Source organism: Streptomyces marokkonensis (assembly GCF_008312835.1).
GTDB lineage: Bacteria > Actinomycetota > Actinomycetes > Streptomycetales > Streptomycetaceae > Streptomyces > Streptomyces marokkonensis_A.
On record NZ_VSKS01000006.1, the window covers coordinates 13,174 to 29,496 of the forward strand.

At 73.3% G+C, this 16,323-nt stretch carries 18 protein-coding genes; 9 read left to right on the forward strand and 9 right to left on the reverse strand.

Features of this window, described 5'->3' with window-relative positions; genetic code table 11:
• The first annotated feature begins 295 nt into the window (after window positions 1-295).
• A complete protein-coding gene (locus F1615_RS12290) occupies window positions 296-1,498 on the forward strand; it encodes a globin domain-containing protein (RefSeq protein WP_149548976.1) in 1,203 nt (400 codons plus the stop codon).
• A 59-nt stretch (window positions 1,499-1,557) separates the two neighbouring features.
• On the opposite strand, the gene F1615_RS12295 is transcribed toward F1615_RS12290, so the two are convergent.
• From F1615_RS12295 to F1615_RS12310, 4 genes are all read right to left on the reverse strand, one after another.
• Window positions 1,558-1,932 carry a hypothetical protein gene (locus tag F1615_RS12295; protein ID WP_037928407.1) on the reverse strand — a complete coding sequence of 125 codons (375 nt, stop codon included), beginning with the start codon at window positions 1,930-1,932 and terminating at the stop codon, window positions 1,558-1,560.
• 86 nt (window positions 1,933-2,018) lie between these two features.
• Window positions 2,019-2,543: a roadblock/LC7 domain-containing protein gene (locus tag F1615_RS12300; protein WP_149548977.1), complete on the reverse strand. Its 525-nt coding sequence runs from the start codon at window positions 2,541-2,543 to the stop codon at window positions 2,019-2,021.
• A gap of 38 nt (window positions 2,544-2,581) precedes the next feature.
• Window positions 2,582-3,361 carry a hypothetical protein gene (locus F1615_RS12305; RefSeq protein WP_149548978.1) on the reverse strand — a complete coding sequence of 260 codons (780 nt, stop codon included), beginning with the start codon at window positions 3,359-3,361 and terminating at the stop codon, window positions 2,582-2,584.
• Window positions 3,358-3,762 (reverse strand): hypothetical protein, encoded by a 405-nt coding sequence (locus F1615_RS12310; RefSeq protein WP_149548979.1) that lies wholly within the window; start codon window positions 3,760-3,762, stop codon window positions 3,358-3,360. Before F1615_RS12310 ends, F1615_RS12305 begins: the two co-directional genes overlap by 4 nt.
• Window positions 3,763-4,214: 452 nt before the next feature.
• Here F1615_RS12310 and F1615_RS12315 point away from each other — a divergent pair, with 452 nt between their 5' ends.
• The 4 genes from F1615_RS12315 (at window position 4,215) to tgmB (ending at window position 7,810) form a co-directional block, all read left to right on the forward strand.
• Window positions 4,215-5,372 (forward strand): hypothetical protein, encoded by a 1,158-nt coding sequence (locus F1615_RS12315; protein ID WP_149548980.1) that lies wholly within the window; start codon window positions 4,215-4,217, stop codon window positions 5,370-5,372.
• Window positions 5,373-6,171: 799 nt separating this feature from the next.
• Window positions 6,172-6,498 (forward strand): YkvA family protein, encoded by a 327-nt coding sequence (locus F1615_RS12325; RefSeq protein WP_167533727.1) that lies wholly within the window; start codon window positions 6,172-6,174, stop codon window positions 6,496-6,498.
• A 120-nt stretch (window positions 6,499-6,618) separates the two neighbouring features.
• Window positions 6,619-6,810: a putative ATP-grasp-modified RiPP gene (tgmA, locus tag F1615_RS12330; RefSeq protein ID WP_149548982.1), complete on the forward strand. Its 192-nt coding sequence runs from the start codon at window positions 6,619-6,621 to the stop codon at window positions 6,808-6,810.
• Window positions 6,811-6,826: 16 nt separating this feature from the next.
• Complete coding sequence (tgmB, locus tag F1615_RS12335; protein ID WP_149548983.1) at window positions 6,827-7,810, forward strand: ATP-grasp ribosomal peptide maturase; 984 nt, start codon at window positions 6,827-6,829, stop codon at window positions 7,808-7,810.
• Between the two features lie 22 nt (window positions 7,811-7,832).
• Here the strand turns inward: tgmB and F1615_RS12340 are convergent, their stop codons facing one another.
• Entirely contained in the window at window positions 7,833-8,048 is a 216-nt protein-coding gene (locus F1615_RS12340) for a hypothetical protein (RefSeq protein ID WP_149548984.1), read from the reverse strand.
• 104 nt (window positions 8,049-8,152) lie between these two features.
• Entirely contained in the window at window positions 8,153-8,626 is a 474-nt protein-coding gene (locus F1615_RS12345; RefSeq protein WP_149548985.1) for a hypothetical protein, read from the reverse strand.
• Between the two features lie 188 nt (window positions 8,627-8,814).
• Here F1615_RS12345 and F1615_RS12350 point away from each other — a divergent pair, with 188 nt between their 5' ends.
• Window positions 8,815-9,786, forward strand: a complete 972-nt coding sequence (locus tag F1615_RS12350; RefSeq protein WP_149548986.1) for a GlxA family transcriptional regulator — start codon at window positions 8,815-8,817, stop codon at window positions 9,784-9,786.
• A 34-nt stretch (window positions 9,787-9,820) separates the two neighbouring features.
• On the opposite strand, the gene F1615_RS12355 is transcribed toward F1615_RS12350, so the two are convergent.
• The 3 genes from F1615_RS12355 to F1615_RS12365 form a co-directional block, all read right to left on the reverse strand.
• A complete protein-coding gene (locus F1615_RS12355) occupies window positions 9,821-10,078 on the reverse strand; it encodes a DUF5133 domain-containing protein (protein ID WP_149548987.1) in 258 nt (85 codons plus the stop codon).
• Between the two features lie 113 nt (window positions 10,079-10,191).
• Complete coding sequence (locus F1615_RS12360; protein WP_149548988.1) at window positions 10,192-11,961, reverse strand: ABC transporter ATP-binding protein; 1,770 nt, start codon at window positions 11,959-11,961, stop codon at window positions 10,192-10,194.
• A gap of 185 nt (window positions 11,962-12,146) precedes the next feature.
• The gene (locus F1615_RS12365) at window positions 12,147-13,004 is read right to left on the reverse strand and encodes an aldo/keto reductase (RefSeq protein WP_149548989.1); all 858 of its coding nucleotides are present in this window, start codon (window positions 13,002-13,004) and stop codon (window positions 12,147-12,149) included.
• Window positions 13,005-13,223: 219 nt separating this feature from the next.
• On the opposite strand from F1615_RS12365, the gene F1615_RS12370 reads away from it, so the two are divergent.
• The 3 genes from F1615_RS12370 (at window position 13,224) to F1615_RS12380 (ending at window position 16,217) form a co-directional block, all read left to right on the forward strand.
• Window positions 13,224-13,637: a VOC family protein gene (locus F1615_RS12370; RefSeq protein WP_149548990.1), complete on the forward strand. Its 414-nt coding sequence runs from the start codon at window positions 13,224-13,226 to the stop codon at window positions 13,635-13,637.
• Window positions 13,638-13,804: 167 nt separating this feature from the next.
• Window positions 13,805-14,695, forward strand: a complete 891-nt coding sequence (locus F1615_RS12375) for a Gfo/Idh/MocA family protein (protein WP_149548991.1) — start codon at window positions 13,805-13,807, stop codon at window positions 14,693-14,695.
• Between the two features lie 313 nt (window positions 14,696-15,008).
• The gene (locus tag F1615_RS12380) at window positions 15,009-16,217 is read left to right on the forward strand and encodes a beta-1,3-glucanase family protein (protein WP_149548992.1); all 1,209 of its coding nucleotides are present in this window, start codon (window positions 15,009-15,011) and stop codon (window positions 16,215-16,217) included.
• The last annotated feature ends 106 nt before the right edge of the window (window positions 16,218-16,323 follow it).

Below are 16,323 nucleotides of genomic sequence, written 5' to 3' on the forward strand. Positions count from 1 at the left end.
CCCGACCGGCAACCGGTAACGGTCCAGTAAAGGTGACGGTACGGCATCGGCCGGACGGCGGGTCCGGCGGGGACCGCGGGCGGGGCCCCTCCCGGGGGGCGGTGGGCCGGTCGGCCCTGTCCGGCGGCCGCCCGCCTGGGCCACAGGTCCCGTTCCGGCGGGACGACGGTCCCGCGTCGCCCGCAGGGGCACCGTTACCCCCGGGAACGGGCGTTCGCGCTTGCTATACAGGTTCTGCCGCCGGTCCGGATCCGCGGTCCAACCCCCTTGTTCCGCCCTGCCCCTGGGAGTCCCCATGCTGTCCGAAGAGTCCGCCGCAGTGCTGCGGGCCACCCTGCCCGCCGTGGCCGGGGCGCTCGACGAGATCACGACGCGTTTCTACGGCACCATGTTCCGCGACCGGCCCGAGCTCCTGGACGGCCTGTTCAACCGGGGCAACCAGGCCAGCGGCGCCCAGCGCCGGGCGCTCGCCGGATCCATAGCCGGGTTCGCCCAGGCACTGCTCGCCGACCCGGACAGCCGGCCGGACGCCCTGCTGGCCCGGATCGCGCACAAGCACGTCGCGGTCGGCATCACCGACGACCAGTACACGATCGTCCACAAGTACCTGTTCGGCGCGATCGCGGAGGTGCTGGGCGACGCGGTGACCCCCGAGGTGGCGGCCGCCTGGGACGAGGTGTACTGGCTGATGGCCGGGGCCCTCATCGCCCGTGAGGCCCGTCTGTACCACGACGCCGGTGTCGAGCCGGGTGACATCTGGCGTCCGTGGACGGTCGTGGAGCGCCACGAGGAGACGGACGACGTGGTGTCGTTCCTGGTGCGCCCCGCCGACGGCCGGCCCGCCCCGAAGGCACGGGCCGGCCAGTACGTCAGCGTGAAGCTGGTCATGTCCGACGGCGTGCACCAGCTGCGCCAGTACAGCCTGTCCTCCGACCCCGGGGAGGAGCTGCGCCGCATCACCGTCAAACGGGTCGCGGGCGAGGACGGCTCCCCGGACGGCGAGGTGTCGAACCTGCTGTTCGAACGGATCGGCACCGGCGACGAGCTCACCCTGTCCGTGCCCGTCGGCGATGTCGCGCTCGACGAGGCCGACACCCCGCTGGTCCTGGTCTCGGCCGGTATCGGCTGCACCCCGATGCTGGGCATGCTCGCCCGGCTGCGGGCCACCGGTTCCACACGGCGGGTGCTCGTCCTGCACGCCGACGGCTCGCCGTCCGAGCACGCCCTGCGCGCGGAGACCCGTGAGACGGTGAACGGGCTGGCCGACGCGGAGGCGGTGTTCTGGTACGAGCGTCCCGGTCCCGAGGAGCCCGACGCCCGCAGCGGTCTGATGGATCTGGAGGGGATCGACGTCCCGGCGGACGCGACGGTGTACCTGTGCGGACCGCTGCCGTTCATGCGCACCGTGCGCGGCGCGCTGCTCGGCGCCGGGGTCCCCGCCCGGTCCATCCACTACGAGGTCTTCGGCCCCGACCTCTGGCTGCCCGAGGCGGCCTGACCCGCTCACGGGCCCGGGTCCCCGCACGCCCTGCCGGCGTGCGGGGACCCGGGCCCGGCTCAGACCTCCAGCTCGGCCTCGATGCGGCGCAACTGGTGCCGCGCCATGGCCAGGTTGGCGCGGCCCGCCTCGAGCACCAGGTAGAGGAAGAGACCGTTGCCGCCGCGTCCCTTGAGCAGGCGGATCAGGTGGTACTGGCTGTTCAGGGTGATCAGGATGTCCTCGATCTCCTCGTTCAGCCCCAGGTGCTCCATGGTGCGCAGCTTGGACCGTACGACGTCGGTGTTGCCCGCCGCGGCGACCTCCAGGTTGAAGTCCTTGCCGCCGCCCAGCGTGCCGAGGGCCATGCCGCTGGTGTAGTCGACGAGTGCGGCGGCCGTCGCGCCGTCGATGGAGCTGAGGCATTCCTTGAGGGAGGTCTCGGTGTTCGCCATGAGTGGTGTCCTTTCCGTCGTGATGGGTGGTTCGGGCCGGGCGCCGGATCGTGCGGAGGCGTACGGCCGGGAGGTGAAGCCGGGGGTCAGCCGCCGGGTTGTGTCCGGGGCCGGTGTGCGGGCAGTTGCGGGGTCCGCACCGGGAGGGTGCCGATGGGCCGGGCCGGATCGGCGTCCTGGGCCCGCGCGGGGAGTTCCCGGGGCGCGACCCGGTCGGCGTGCCGCCCTCCGCCCGGGCCGATGTGGGTGTCCACCAGCTCCGCGATCCGGGCGCCGCTGCGCCGGCCCTCCAGATGCAGCCGGCCCACGTTGACGCGGTCGTCGGCGAGGAGGGTGAGGACGGCGGTGGTCCCGGCGGCGTAGGTCGCGATGTACCCCCGGCTGCCGCGCACGAGGAGTTCGCGGAAGTCGCCGCGGGCGGCCGCGTCCGTCATGCGGTACGCGACCCCGAGCGCGGCGGCGGTGAGCGCGGCCAGCCCCTCCGGTTCGGTGTCCGCCACGTCGTGGGCCAGGACGAGTCCGTCGACGGTGGCCGCGAGGGAGCCCGCCAGCCGGGGTATGCGGGTGCGGAGCCGACGCAGTTCGTCCAGCACGTCGGTCTCGACGGCCATGAGCAGTCTCCTTTCGGCACGCTGCCGGCGCGCGCGGATCACAGTGCCTCCAAGGCGTCCAGGAGCCGTCTCAGCAGCGCTGTGTCGGGCTCGTCCCACGCCGCGCCGCCCGCGTCGGGGACGGAGTGGACGGGCGTGGCGGGCGGGGGTGGCGCGGGGGTGACCAGCCCGTCGGCGGCCAGGCGGCGCAGTTCGACGAGGGTGTGGAAGGTGCGGTGGGCGAGGACCGAGGCGATCTGCGCGGCGGTGCGCCCGCCGTCGACCAGGGCGAGGGTGCGGCCGCGCCGGGGCGGCAGCCGGTCGGCGCCGCCGCCGGCCGCGCGGATGAGCGGGGCGGTGTCGACGGCCGGGTCGGGCCAGATGCGGTGCAGCAGGTCACGGCGGCGCCGCGACTCGCGCAGCACCGTCGCCACCGGTACGGGGCGGACCGCGCCGAGCCAGTGGGCGACGCCGGGGCGGAAGCGGAGCGCGGCGCCGCCGTGGGCGAGCGCGAAGTACGCGGCGTCGAACAGCGCGCCCAGGTGGCAGAGTTCCAGGGCCCCGGTGGTCAGACGCCCGCTGTCCACGAGCTGCCGGCCGACCCGGTGCACGGCCCCCGCCCGTTCGACCGCGTCCCACCAGCCGGCCGGTGCGACGGCACCGCTGCGGGTGAGCAGGTCGCCGAGGTCGGGGCTGTACGCGGATTCGACGTGGACGACGTGCCCTGCGGAGAGGTAGAAGATCCCGGACTCCGTGGAGAGCGCCCCGGTGGCGTGGTCGGCCGCGAGGGTGCCGAGCAGCTCGGGCGCGGATCCGCCGGTGCGTGCCGCCGTGGTCATCCGAGCACCAGCCGGTCCGCCATCTCGGCCAGGCGTATGCGGGCCAGGGCGAGGTTGCCGTCGGCGCGGTCGAGCCACAGGTACAGGAAGACCGTGCTGTCGAAGGTCGTGACGACGAAGCGCAGCAGGTGGTACGCGTCCGCGCTGGTCAGGATCAGGTCCTCGACGGGCGGTTCCTTGCCGACGGTCCCCGTCCCTCCGTCGTCGGCCGGCGCGAGCGTGCCGCTCTCCATGGCCTGGCGGGCGAGTTCGGCGGTCTCGGCGGCCGTGGCCTCCGCGTCGCCGCCCGGTGCGTCGCCCACCGCGCCCAGGGCGAGCCCGCTGATCCAGTCGACCACCAGGGCGCCCCGCGCCCCGGGCAGTCGCATGGCTTCCAGCAGACTCTCGTCGATTCCGGGCACGCCGGATCCCCCTCCTCGCACGGCTGTACCGCGAACGTGACGTCGACGCTACGGTGTGTGCTCGATCGAGGTGAGAGCTTTGGTGTTTTCCGGGGGAATATGCGACAGGAGTGACACGCCCCTGGTAGGGTCCGGGCTTTTCGCCCTCGCGACGGGGCCCCTGTCCGGCCCTGGTGCGGGCAGGGCCGGCCCCGATGCGGATGGTGGGCCGGCCCCGCTCGCGGGACCATTGTGGTGACGTCCCTGCCGCCGGAACCACGGGTGAACCGCCCCGACCGCGTGTGCGCCGCGCACACCCCGCGCGCGACACGCCGGGCGCCCATGTCACATGAGGGCCGCGCGGGCCGGGAAGGCGCAGGCGTGACCCGCCGTCCGGCGGAGCCCCGCGTCATGCCGCCGGCCGACGGCGACGATACTGGCAGGAGAACGTGCCCCCGCTCACGACTGGACCTATGCCGAACTCCCCCACAGCCCGCGCCACGATCCCTCCCACGGTCCGGCTGGCCCGCGGCCGCCACACCGGAAGCCGGGCCGACGAGGCACTGAGGCGCAGCCTGCGCCGGCTCAAGGACGGCCGGGACATCGACGACTTCCTCGAACTCCCCGCCGACGAGACCGCTCCCGACCTGGTCTTCGAGGCCCGGACGCGGGTGGCCGGCGGGGTCACCGTGCGCGCCCGGCTGAGCCTCGCGCCCGGCACGGACCGGGGCCGGGAATGGACGCTGGCCGCGGAGGCGGAACAGCCCTGGGACCAGGCCTGGCCGTCCCCGGCCGGGATGTTCTGGGGGCAGGAGCCGGACACCGACTGGAACCACGACGCGGTGACGGACCTGCGGCCGGGAGAGATCCATCCGCTCCCGGAGGACGACAAGGCCGTACGACGGCTGCTGCGCGCGTGCGCGCGTGACGCGTGGCACGTCCATGTCGTCGTCCACGAGGCGATGACCACCGACGAGCGCGGCCGGGTGCCGCTCGCGCGCTGGCTGCCGCCGGGGCTGCGGCACCGGGTCGTGGAGCACCGGGCCACGCCCCAGCAGTCACGGGTGGCGAACTGGGCGCTGCGGGAGTTCGGTGTGCGGGTCCCGCGAGGAGGGGCCGCGGTGCTGCCGGGCGCTCCGGTCCCGGAGGGGTACGACGCCGACGCCTTCGCCGTGCGGGCCGTGTTCCTGGACGGTACGGAACCGGCCGGCCTGGTCGACGCGGTGACCCGCTTCGACGCGCTGCCGCGCGTGCTGCCCGACGGTGCGCGGGACGCCCTGACCGCGCTGCGGGAGGACTGGCACCTGCTGACGCCCGAGGAGGAACTCGCCCGTGAGCGGGCGCTGGTGGCCATGTACGCCGAGGCGCTCGAGGCCATGACGAAGTCACGGGACCTGTACCGCGAGGCCGCCGAACGCGCGCACGAGGCGCTGGCCGCGTACCAGGACGCGGCCGGCACCCCGGCCGCCCGGCAGCCGCCCCCGCCCCGGACGGCCTCCCCCTCCCCTCTCCAGCACCTGACCCGCACCCTGGAGCGCCTGCGGACCGGCACCACCAGGCCCCGCCGCGCCGCGCCCGGCGAGGACGGGGAACCCGCGCCGGAGCCGGAGTCGACGACGTCCGAGAGCTGAGCACGCCGGTGCCCTCCCGCACCGCCGCCGGGAGGCGTGCGCCGTTGCCGCCCGGATCGTCTCGTCCGCGCTGCCGGCGTCGCGCGGCGGCCGGGTCAGCAGGGCGACGAGCCGGGTGACGTCCTCCACGGACCGGTCGATCCCGGCGGCGCGCAGCGCGTCGACCACGGCCCTCGTATGCCCGGGCGAGCGCTCCAGCGCGGTGATGACGTCGACGACCTCTTCCAGGGGCCGGTCCGCCACGGCCGCGTGCACGAGATCGCTGACCGGATCGCCGTACGGCTTCCCGGCCGCGGCGGCGTCGGGGCCCGGTGGGGACACCGGCTCCGGGTGCGCGACGGCGTCCACGAGGTCGACCGTGGCGACCGGATCGCGCTGATGCCCGGTTTCCACCGGATCCGCGCGGTCCGCCGCCAGGGGCCGTGCGCGTGGCGGATCGGTGCGATGGGTGCCGGTCGCGGCCGCCGTCGTGTCGGAGGGCCGGGCCCCGGCCGCCTCGGGAGGTATGACCGGTTCGTTCGAGCGAGGTGACGAAGGCGAAGTGGTCATGATCGACTCCGTGGGGAAGGCCGATGACCATTACCAGGCGCCCCCGCAGCTCGCTGCCACTTGACTGGTCCACCGGGATGACCTGCGGCGATATCGCGTTTCACAGGAATCGGGCGGGGCATCGGACGCGTGCGCGCATGTCCGGTCCCCGCCGCCATACCGGGGCCGTCAGCGGGAATCCGATCAGAGAAGGCTGTGCCGTGGCCGAGAGGGCCGCGGCACGCCGGTCACCGGGAGGAGGGCAGTGACGTTGGAGTCGACCACCGTACTGCTTGCTGTCGCCGCCGTTCTCGCGATCCTGGTGCTGGCCGGCGCCGTCGCCGTCCTGGTCCGTCTGGTCCGCACGCGGCGGGAGTTGCGGCGGGCGGGTCTGCCCACGGGGCCGCGCTGGGTGTTCTGGGGCGCCGTCCTCTATCTGGTGCTGCCGGCCGACCTGCTGCCCGACCCGGTCTACCTGGACGACATCGGCGTCCTGCTGCTCGCTCTGCGCACCATGCGCGGCTCCCTCGGAGCGGGCCTGCCCGGCGCGCCCCCGCGCCGGCCGGGGCGGCAACCCGCCGATGATTACGCTCCGTGAGGAAACCAACCACCCGTTCGATTCGTATAAGTCTCTGGAAGCCAAAAGAAGTCGGCGGACCAAGCGACGGACCACAGGGGGCCGTTGCCCGGTCGGCGCAGCACCGACGAGGGAGAGACGATGCAACCGTTCGCGCTCAACTACGCACGTCCGGCAGTTGAGTTGGCTGTTGCCACTCCGTACGCGTATGACTCCGGAATGCAGTTGAACGTACTCGGGGACGGACGGATCGCGGCCTGCGACCACGCGCTGTTGCGTGAGGTGGGGACGACGACGTCCACCGCGGGTTCCAAGACCCACTTCGACGACTGAACGCGGACCGTAGACGATGACCGTGCTGATCCTCACCTGTGAGGAGGATGTGACCGCCGACATGGTGGTCGTGCATCTGAACGGCTCCGGGGTGCCGGTGGTGCGTCTCGATCCCGCCGATCTGACCGGCGGCGTCTCGCTGTCCGGCGAGTTCGTCCACGGCCGCTTCCGCGGCCATCTGTCCGTCGGGGGGCGGCTGGTGAGCATCGGCGGGCTCAGGTCCGTGTGGGTGCGCCGGCCCGGCACCCCGGCCGGGCGGGCGCCGCAGCCGTCCGCATGGCTGACCGAGGAGGCATCGCAGGCGCTCTACGGGATGCTGCGCGGCTGTGACGCGCGCTGGATGAACCATCCGGACGCGGCCCGCCGGGCCCGCCACAAGCCGTGGCAGCTGCGTCTGGCCCAGCGCTGCGGCCTGCCTGTGCCGGCCACGGTGATCACCACGTTCCCGCGCGCGGCGCGGGAGTTCGCGGATCGCTTCCCGGATCTGGTGGTCAAGCCGGTGTCGGGGGCGCACCCGCAGGATCCACCGCGGGCCGTGCCGACCAGCCGGGTGGCGCCGGACACGGACTTCTCGGCGGTCGCGTTCGGGCCGACGCTGCTTCAGCGGCGGATCGCCAAGCGGGCCGACATCCGGCTCACCGTGGTGGGCGAGCGGTTGCTGGCGGCCCGCAAGGCGACGGCGCCGGAAGGGGATCCGGAGGAGGTGGATGTGCGTTTCGCCGCACCCGGGTCGCCCTGGGAGCCGGTCGAGGTCCCGGCGCGCACCGCCGAAGCCGTTCGCGCGTACCTGCGCCGGGCCGAACTGGCGTACGGAGCTTTCGACTTCGCCGAGGACTCCGACGGGACCTGGTGGTTCCTGGAGTGCAATCAGTCGGGTCAGTTCGGATTCGTGGAGGTGGAGACGGAACAGCCGATCGCGCGGACCATCGCCGAGTGGCTGTCCCGTCCCATTCCCGACGAACCCGCGGAGCTCGACGGGGCGAGCACCACGGTGCGGTGAGCGTCCGTCACCGGACGGGGGATCAGTGCGGCCGCGGTCCGGGCAGCATGGCGGTGCGCTGCCAGCCGTTGCCCGGGGATTGCGGCCGGTCGAGGCCCGGACCGTAGCCGGGGGACTGCAGGGGCCGCATGACCAGCTCCAGTTCCCTGCTCACGCGTTCGGCCTCGCGGCGGACCTGTGCGGGCACATCGCCGCACTCCGCGATGAGTCGGTCGTAGATGGGGGAATCCTGGAACACCCGTCAACGTGCCTTTCTGCTCGGCGGCCCCGGTGCGGGGACGCGACTGCCGAGTGTAGGCGCCCGCCCGGTACGAGGGGGGACTTCCCCGGTACGACGGACGGTCAGGCGCCCGTCATCGACCCGGGACGGACGATCATCAACACGGTGACGGTCGCCCAGAGCAGGTTGAACACCCCGGTGAACATGGCGAGTTGGACGGTGCTCTGCCGGTCGACCGGCCGGTGGGCGGTCAACTGCCCGACGAGTTCGTCCTGACGGGGCAGCACGAAGGCGAGGAGGATCCCGGCCGCCGCCGCGGTCAGGGTGATCGAGGCGATGAGCCAGCCGTCGCCCAGCACACCCATCGCGAGGGCAGTGGCGAGGCCGAGGACGGGCACGAGGATCCCCATGCGGGCGTAGACCCGGCAGATGCGGTGGAGCAGGGCGACGGTGGTGACCGCCTTCGGGCCGGGCCCGTCGGCCTCCGCCGGGGCGGCGCGGCGTACGGCCGGCGGGAACATGCTGGCCGCGACGGTCACGGGACCGACGGCGATGATGGCGGCCAGGACATGGAGGGACAGCAGGAGCTTGGTCACCGGGACTCTTTCCTTGGTGTGATCAGCGGCGCCGGGCTCACGTTAGGGGCCCGTCGGGTGATCACCCAGGGGCTGGAACGACAGGATCCAACGGATTCCCGCCAGCGGCTCCCACCGTGCCTCAGGTGCGCCGTCGCCCCGATGCCCCGGCTCAGGGGCGTGGCGGGAATCCGCCTATCGTGGCCGTCATGCACTCCGTGGCGATCCTGGTTCTCGACGGGGTGGTGCCGTTCGACATGGCGGCGCCCCTGCAGGTCTTCGACTTCACGCGGCTGCCCGACGGCCGGCCCGCCTACCGGGTCCGGCTGTGCGCCGAGCGGCCGGAGGTGGCCGCGGACGGCGGCTTCACCCTGCGCGTCGAGCGCGGACTCCAGGCACTGGCGGACGCGGACACGGTCGTCGTCCCGGGCCGCGCCGAGGGCGCGCCGCCGCCCTCCCCCGCGGTGCTCGCCGCGCTGCGGCAGGCGGCCGCGGCGGGCGCCCGGATCGCCTCGGTGTGCGTGGGTGCCTTCGTGCTGGCGGAGGCCGGGCTGCTCGACGGCCTGCGGGCCACCACGCACTGGGTGGCCGCCGACCGGCTCGCCCGCGCCTTCCCGCTGGTCGACGTGGAGCCGGACGTGCTCTACGTCGACAACGGCCAGATCCTCACCTCGGCCGGCGCCGCCGCCGCGCTGGACATGTGCCTGCACATGATCCGCCGGGACCTGGGCTCGGCCGTGGCGGCGAACGCGGCCCGGATGTCGGTGATGCCCCTGGAGCGGGAGGGCGGCCAGGCGCAGTTCATCGTGCACGAGCACCCGCCCGTGCCCCGCGGGTCGGATCTGGAGCCGCTGCTGGAGTGGATCGAGGACAATCTGGCGCACGAGGTCACGCTCGGCGCGATGGCGGCGCGCGCCGGCATGAGCGAGCGCACCTTCAGCCGCCGGTTCCGCGAGCAGACGGGCACCACGCCGTTGCAGTGGCTGCTGCGGGCCCGGGTGCGGCGCGCCCAGTACCTGCTGGAGAACAGCGACCACACGGTCGAACGGATCGGGCGGCAGGCCGGGTTCGGATCGCCCACGGCGTTCCGCGAGCGGTTCCGCAAGGTGGCGGGCACCACGCCCCACGCCTACCGCTCGTCCTTCAACGGGCGGCGTCCCGCCCGCGCGAGCGGCTCGTAGCACCCGTCGCGCGGGAGCGTGAGCGCTCCGGTGCTCAGACGGCCAGGGACAGGTCGTTCTCGCCGTCCGCCTCCGCGGCGCGGGCGGGCGCGGGCGGGGTCAGGCCGAGCAGGGCGTCCGCCCGGGCTATGGCGTCGTGGACGGCGGACGTCCCCATCATCACGCAGAGCGTGTAGCTGACGTCCTCCAGTTCGCGCGCCGCCGTCGGCGAATGCCTCTCCGCCTGGGCGATCTGCAGCGTCGCGTACTGCGTCAGGAGCCGCCTGACGGCCTTCGGATCCGGTACGAGCACGAAGCACCCCTCTCTGGTCATCGCTGCGTATGCCCGGACCTGACGGAAGCACGCACCCCATGTGTTCAAGTGGCCGCAATTGACCGAAAACCGTCGCGCCCCGACCGGCCCTGTCAGGCCGCCTGACCGCTGTGCAGCGCCGTGTACACCCCGCCCCGGTGCAGCAGGTCCTCGTGGGTGCCGATCTCCTGGATGCGGCCGTCCGCCATCACGACGATCCGGTCGGCGCCACGCACGGTGGACAGCCGGTGCGCCACGACGAACGTGGTGCGCCCGCGCAGCAGCCGGGCGAGCGCCTCCTGCACCAGCGCCTCCGAGCGGGTGTCGAGCGCCGAGGTCGCCTCGTCAAGCACCAGCACCTTGGGGTCCCGGATCAGGGCGCGGGCGATGGCCAGGCGCTGGCGCTGACCGCCGGACAGCCGTGCGCCGCGTTCCCCGACGAGTGTGTCGAGGCCCTGGGGCAGCCGGTCGACGAACTCCAGCGCGTTGGCGTCCCGCAGCGCGGCCCGTACCGTCTCCTCGTCGGCGTCGTCCATGCCGTAGGCGACGTTCTCCCTGACGGTGCCGTCGAACAGGACCGACTCCTGGGGCACCACCGACAGGAAGCGCCGGTAGGTGCGCAGGTCGAGGCTGTTCATGTCGGTTCCGTCGAGCAGGAGCCGGCCCGAGGTCGGCCGGATGAAGCCGATGACGAGGTTGAGCACCGTGGACTTGCCCGCGCCCGAGGCGCCCACGAGCGCGATGGTCTCGCCCGGGGAGACATCGAGGGTGAAGTCGCGCACGGCGGGCCGCCCGTCGGTCTCGTAGGCGTGGCCGACGCCCTCGAAGGTGATCGCGCCGCGCAGGGCGGTGACCTCCGCCTTGCCCTCGTTGTCCTCCAGTTCGGGGGCCTGGAGGACCTCGCCGACCGAGCGGACGGACTCCAGCCCCTTGGTGATGACCGGCGCCAGCCCCGCCAGTGTGGTCGTCGAGTTGGTGAGCGTGGTGAGGAAGGCGCTGAGCATCACGACGTCGCCGGCGGTGACGCCCCAGACGTCGTAGTAGGAGATGAGGGCCGCGCCGGCCAGCACCGCCACGCCGACCACGTTGAGGACGACCCAGGCCAGCGAGCCGAACCTGCCGTTGACCAGGTCCAGACGCATCCCGGAGGTGAGCAGCCGGTTCAGGGTGCCGTCCATCCGGCGCAGCGCCTTGCCCTCCAGGCCGTGGGCGCGGGTGACGGGGATGAGCCGGGTCATCTCCGTCACCCGGGAGGACAGGGCCTCCACCTCGTGGCGGAAGTGCTCGTTGTGCGTGCGCAGCCGGGCCCTGAGCCGGGCGACGAGCAGTGCGGCGGCGGGCACCACGATCAGGAAGACGGGCAGGAACTCGGGGGTGCGGACGGCGATGATGACGAGTCCCCCGATGAGCACGGTGAGCGCGCCCAGCCCGGTCTCCGCGGTCTGCTGCACCATCTGCTCGACGGTCTCCACGTCCCGGACCACCTTGGCCTGGAGCACGCCGGCGCTGACCCGGGAGTGGTAGCCGATGGAGAGCTGCTGCATGCGCGTGCACAGGGCGGAGCGCAGTGCGGTGCCCATGCGGCGGACGCTGCCGTACAGCAGGCGGACGTACAGCACGTGGAGCGGGTAGTTGACCAGCAGGATGAACATGATGACGCCGGTGCTGGTCCAGAGCCGGGATATCGGCTGGTGCTGCACGACGGTGTCGATGATGGACGCGGTGATCAGCGGCAGCAGCCAGACGGGGCTGTGCTTGACCGTGAACACGACGACGGCGCCGGCCAGCCGGCCGCGGTCCGCCCGGAACAGATAGCCGAGGGTGCGGATCGGATGCTCGCCCCGGTAGCGGTGGTCGAGCGGTCGTTCCGGCGTGGTCGCCATCGGCGGTGGTCCTCCCCTGTGGGCCTGCTTGCTGACGCGTCCTCGGCGGGCACGTCCCCGGTGAGCTCATGTCCGGTGAGCCCTCTGTCCGGCAAGCGCTTTCCACACCGCGCGCCAGGAGTACACCAGGCGCGCGAGGGGGCGCGCCGCCGGAGTCCACCGACCGAGACGGACGGCGGACGCTCTCAGACGGCGTCCAGCTCCGCGACGTCCTCGGCGCTCAGCGCCAGTCCGGCGGCCGCCACCGAGTCACGGACGGACTCCGGCCGGCTCGCCCCGGGAATCGGGACGACCACCGGCGACCTGGCGAGCATCCACGCCAGGCACACCTGGTGCGCGCTCACCCCGTGCCTCCGCGCGATCCGGGCGAACGGCGCGTGGTCCAAGGCCAGTTCGCCGGCGCGGGCGATGCCGCCGAACGGGCTGTAGGGCAGGAACGCGATGCCGAGTTCACCGCACAGCTCCAGCTCCGGCTCGCTGCTGCGGAAGGCCGGGGAGAACTGGTTCTGCACGGAGACCAGCCGGCCGCCGAGGATCTCGCCGGCCTGCCGGATCTGCTCCGGGCCGGCGTTGGAGATGCCCGCCATGCGGATCTTCCCCTCGTCCAGCAGTTCGCGCACCGCGCCGACGGACTCGGCGTACGGGACGCGGGGGTCGGGCCGGTGGAACTGGTAAAGCCCGATGGCCTCCACGCCGAGCCGGCGCAGCGACGCCTCGCAGGCCCGCTTCAGGTGTCCGGGGCTTCCGTCCAGCGTCCAGCTGCCGTCACCGGGGCGCAGATGACCGCCCTTCGTCGCGACCAGGACGTCGCCGCCCCGGTCGTGGGAGGCGAGGGCCCTGGCGATCAGGGTCTCGTTGTGACCCACCTCGTCGGCGCCCACGTGGTAGGCGTCCGCGGTGTCGATCAGGGTGACGCCGGCGTCCAGCGCGGCATGGAGAGTGGCCAGGGAGCGGGCCTCGTCCGGACGGCCCTCGATCGACATGGGCATGGCGCCCAGGCCGACGGCGCCGACCTCGACCTCACCGATACGGCGGGTGTGCATGGGGGCGTGACCTCTTCCGGCTGTCGTCGCGACGATGGGGAAAGCGCGTACCAGCCTGGCCGCGGGACGGCCGGAAATCCAATGGAAGAACGCGAACGCATTCAGCAGGCCGGACGCTGAATCAGGGCCGCCCTCGCGCGGCGGCGCCGCCGCGCGAGGACCGGTGCCCGGCGCTACTCTGCGCGCAGTCGACCCTTTGCACCGTTTCGGGAGGTATTCATGGCCTCACTTCTCAACCCGTACCTGAGTTTTGACGGGGACGCGCGGCAGGCGATGGAGTTCTACAAGGAGGTCTTCGGCGGCGAACTGCGCCTCGACACCTACGGCGCGTTCGGCGAACCCGGCGCCGGGTACGCCGACAAGATCATGCACGGCACACTGACGACCACCGCCGGCTTCACCCTCATGGGCGCCGACCTGCCGCCGGGCACGGAGCACGCCCCGGGCAACAACTTCGCCGTCAGCGTCAGCGGCGAGGACGAGAGCGCGCTGCGCGGCTACTGGGACGAGCTCGCCGGCGGCGGCTCGGTGTCCGTGCCGCTGGAGACGCAGATATGGGGAGACGTGTTCGGGATGTGCACGGACCGCTTCGGCATCCCCTGGATGGTCAACATCAACCAGCCCGGGGGCTGACCCTCCGCCGATGACACCCGGCGCCCGCTTCCCGCCGACCGCGGCGCGGTCGGCGCGGGCTGTTGACATGCCGTTTCGGCAGGGATCATCGTCTGACCCGGAGGGCGTCGGCAGAGGGCGACGGCGACACGGTCCGGCGGGCGCCGGCCCACGGGAGAGGCGGCGGCATGCGGATAGGACTGCTCGGCACCGGCCCCTGGGCGCGGGTGGCGCACGCCCCCGCGCTGGGCGGGCACCAGGACCTGGACTTCGCCGGTGTGTGGGGCCGCCGGCCGGACGCCGCCAGGGAACTGGCCGATCTGCACGGCACCCGGGCCTACGACGACGTCGACGCGCTGCTCGCCGACGTGGACGCGGTCGCCGTCGCGCTGCCGCCCGCGGTGCAGGCGGAGCTGGCCGTGCGCGCGGCGCGGGCGGGTTGCCATCTGCTGCTCGACAAGCCGCTCGCGCCGACGGTCCCCCAGGGGCAGGCGGTGGTCGACGCGGCCGAGGCGGCCGGGGTCGCCTCGGTGGTCTTCTTCACCACCCGTTTCCAGTCCGGGCCGGAGGCGTGGATCGGCGAACAGGCCCGGGTGGGCGGCTGGTTCACCGGGCGGGCGCACTGGCTCGGAGCGGTGTTCACCGCCGGGGACAGTCCCTTCGCCGCCTCGCCGTGGCGACGCGAGAAGGGTGCACTGTGGGACGTAGGCCCGCACGCCCTGTCCGTGCTGCTTCCGGTGCTCGGCGAAGCGCGGCGGGTGACGGCGACGGCGTACGGCCCCGGCGACACCGTCCATCTCGTCCTCGACCACCTCGGCGGCGCGTCGAGCAGTCTCACCCTGAGCCTGACCGCCCCGCCGGCCGCGGCCGGCGCCATGGTCGAACTGCGCGGCGACGCGGGCGTCACGTGCCTGCCGGAGACCTCGGAGGGAGCCGTCCCCGCCCTCACCCGCGCCCTGGACGCACTCCTCACCGCGGCGCGCACCGGCACCGCGCACTCCTGCGACGCGGCGTTCGCCCTCCGGGTCACACGGGTCCTTGCCACGGCGGAGACGCTCCTGCACGGCGCGCCGCGCTGAACGGCCCGTCCCGGCGCACCCGCCGGCTGCGCACCGCAGCGGTCCCGGCGCACTCCGTGGCACCCGCGCCCCGGCCGGCTTAAGCGGCCCTTAAGGGCCGGTTAAGTGATCGTGGGGGCTTCGTTCCTCCTTCAAGCAGGCCCAGGTGAGAGCGGGTTGAGGACAAGTCGGACCGCTGGCGGGGGTACGTCGGTGTCCCTAGCATCAATGCCGCGCGCCGGTCCCGACGTACATCCTGAGAGCGCTCTCTCAGGCCTCCCCGTGTCGGCCGGCGCGGCCAGGAACCCGCACGAGCACTCCAGGAGACCCCCACATGACTCCTCGCCATCAGCGCACCCCCGGCCGCCGCAAGGTCCTCTTCGCTCTCGGCGGAGCCGCCGTGGCCCTGCCCGCCGCGGCGGTGATCGCCCCCCACGCCCTCGCGGACCAGCCCGGGAAACCGAAGGCCGGCACGGCGGCGGCGGGACCCCTGCCACTGACGATCGTCAACAACAGCGGTTCCTTCGGCAACGCGAACGTGCACCTCTACATCGTCGGCAACGCGGACGGGCGTCAGGTCCGGGTCACCCCCGAGGGCACCGCCGTCCCGGTCTCCGCCTCCGACAACGGCCCGGACGGCTTCACCGACTACGCGATCGGCCTGTCCGGCAGCGGTGAGACCAAGCTGTCCCTGCCGTACATGTCCGGCCGGATCTACGTCTCCCTCGGCGCGAAGCTCAAGTTCAAGGTCGTCACCGACGGCAACGGCGACGCGGCGCTGCAGTACCCGGCCGGCTGGGTCGCCTCCGACCCCAACCACGGCGTGCTGCACGACTGCGCGGAGTTCACCTACAACGCGTCGGGCATGTTCTGCAACACGACGATGGTCGACATGTTCAGCGTGCCGCTGAGCATCCGGCTCACCGGCGCCGAGGAGCAGACGACGGGCACGGTGCGCGCGGGCGGACGCGCCGCCGCGTTCGCCGCCGTCAGGGAGGTGGAGGCGTTCTCCCGGCTGGCCGTGGACGACACGCGGATCATCGCCCCCGGTCACGGGCTGGACGCCGGTCTCTTCGCCGAGGACTACCTCGCCCCGTACATCGACGAGGTGTGGAGCACCTACACCGGCCGGGACCTCAAGGTCACCACGAACGCCGGCACCTTCACCGGCCGGGTGCGCGGCGACCGGTTCACCTTCGACGGGCCCGCCCAGGTCTCCTTCGGCAAGCCGTCCACGCGGGACGTCCTCTTCTGCGACGGCGCCCTCGCCGCCCCCAACGACGGCACCACCGGTCCGGTCGCCGCGGTGCTGGGCGCGGGCTTCAACCGGTCGACGCTGCTGAGCCACCCCGACCAGCCGACCACCGACCCCTCGGTCTTCTACCGGACCGGGATCACCAACCACTACTCCAAGGCCATGCACGCGGCCACGGAGGACGGCAGGGCATACGGCTTCGCCTTCGACGACGTGGCCGACTTCGCCTCCTACATCCAGGACACGGCGCCCACGGGCCTGCGGCTGACCCTCACGCCGTTCCAGTGAGCCGCCGGGGCAGGTTTCCCCCGGGCCCGGGAAGGTACCCCGGCATCCAGGAGGCGGCCCTTCACCGCGGTGCCGTGAGCGTTCCGGATGCACGGCGGGCTCCCGC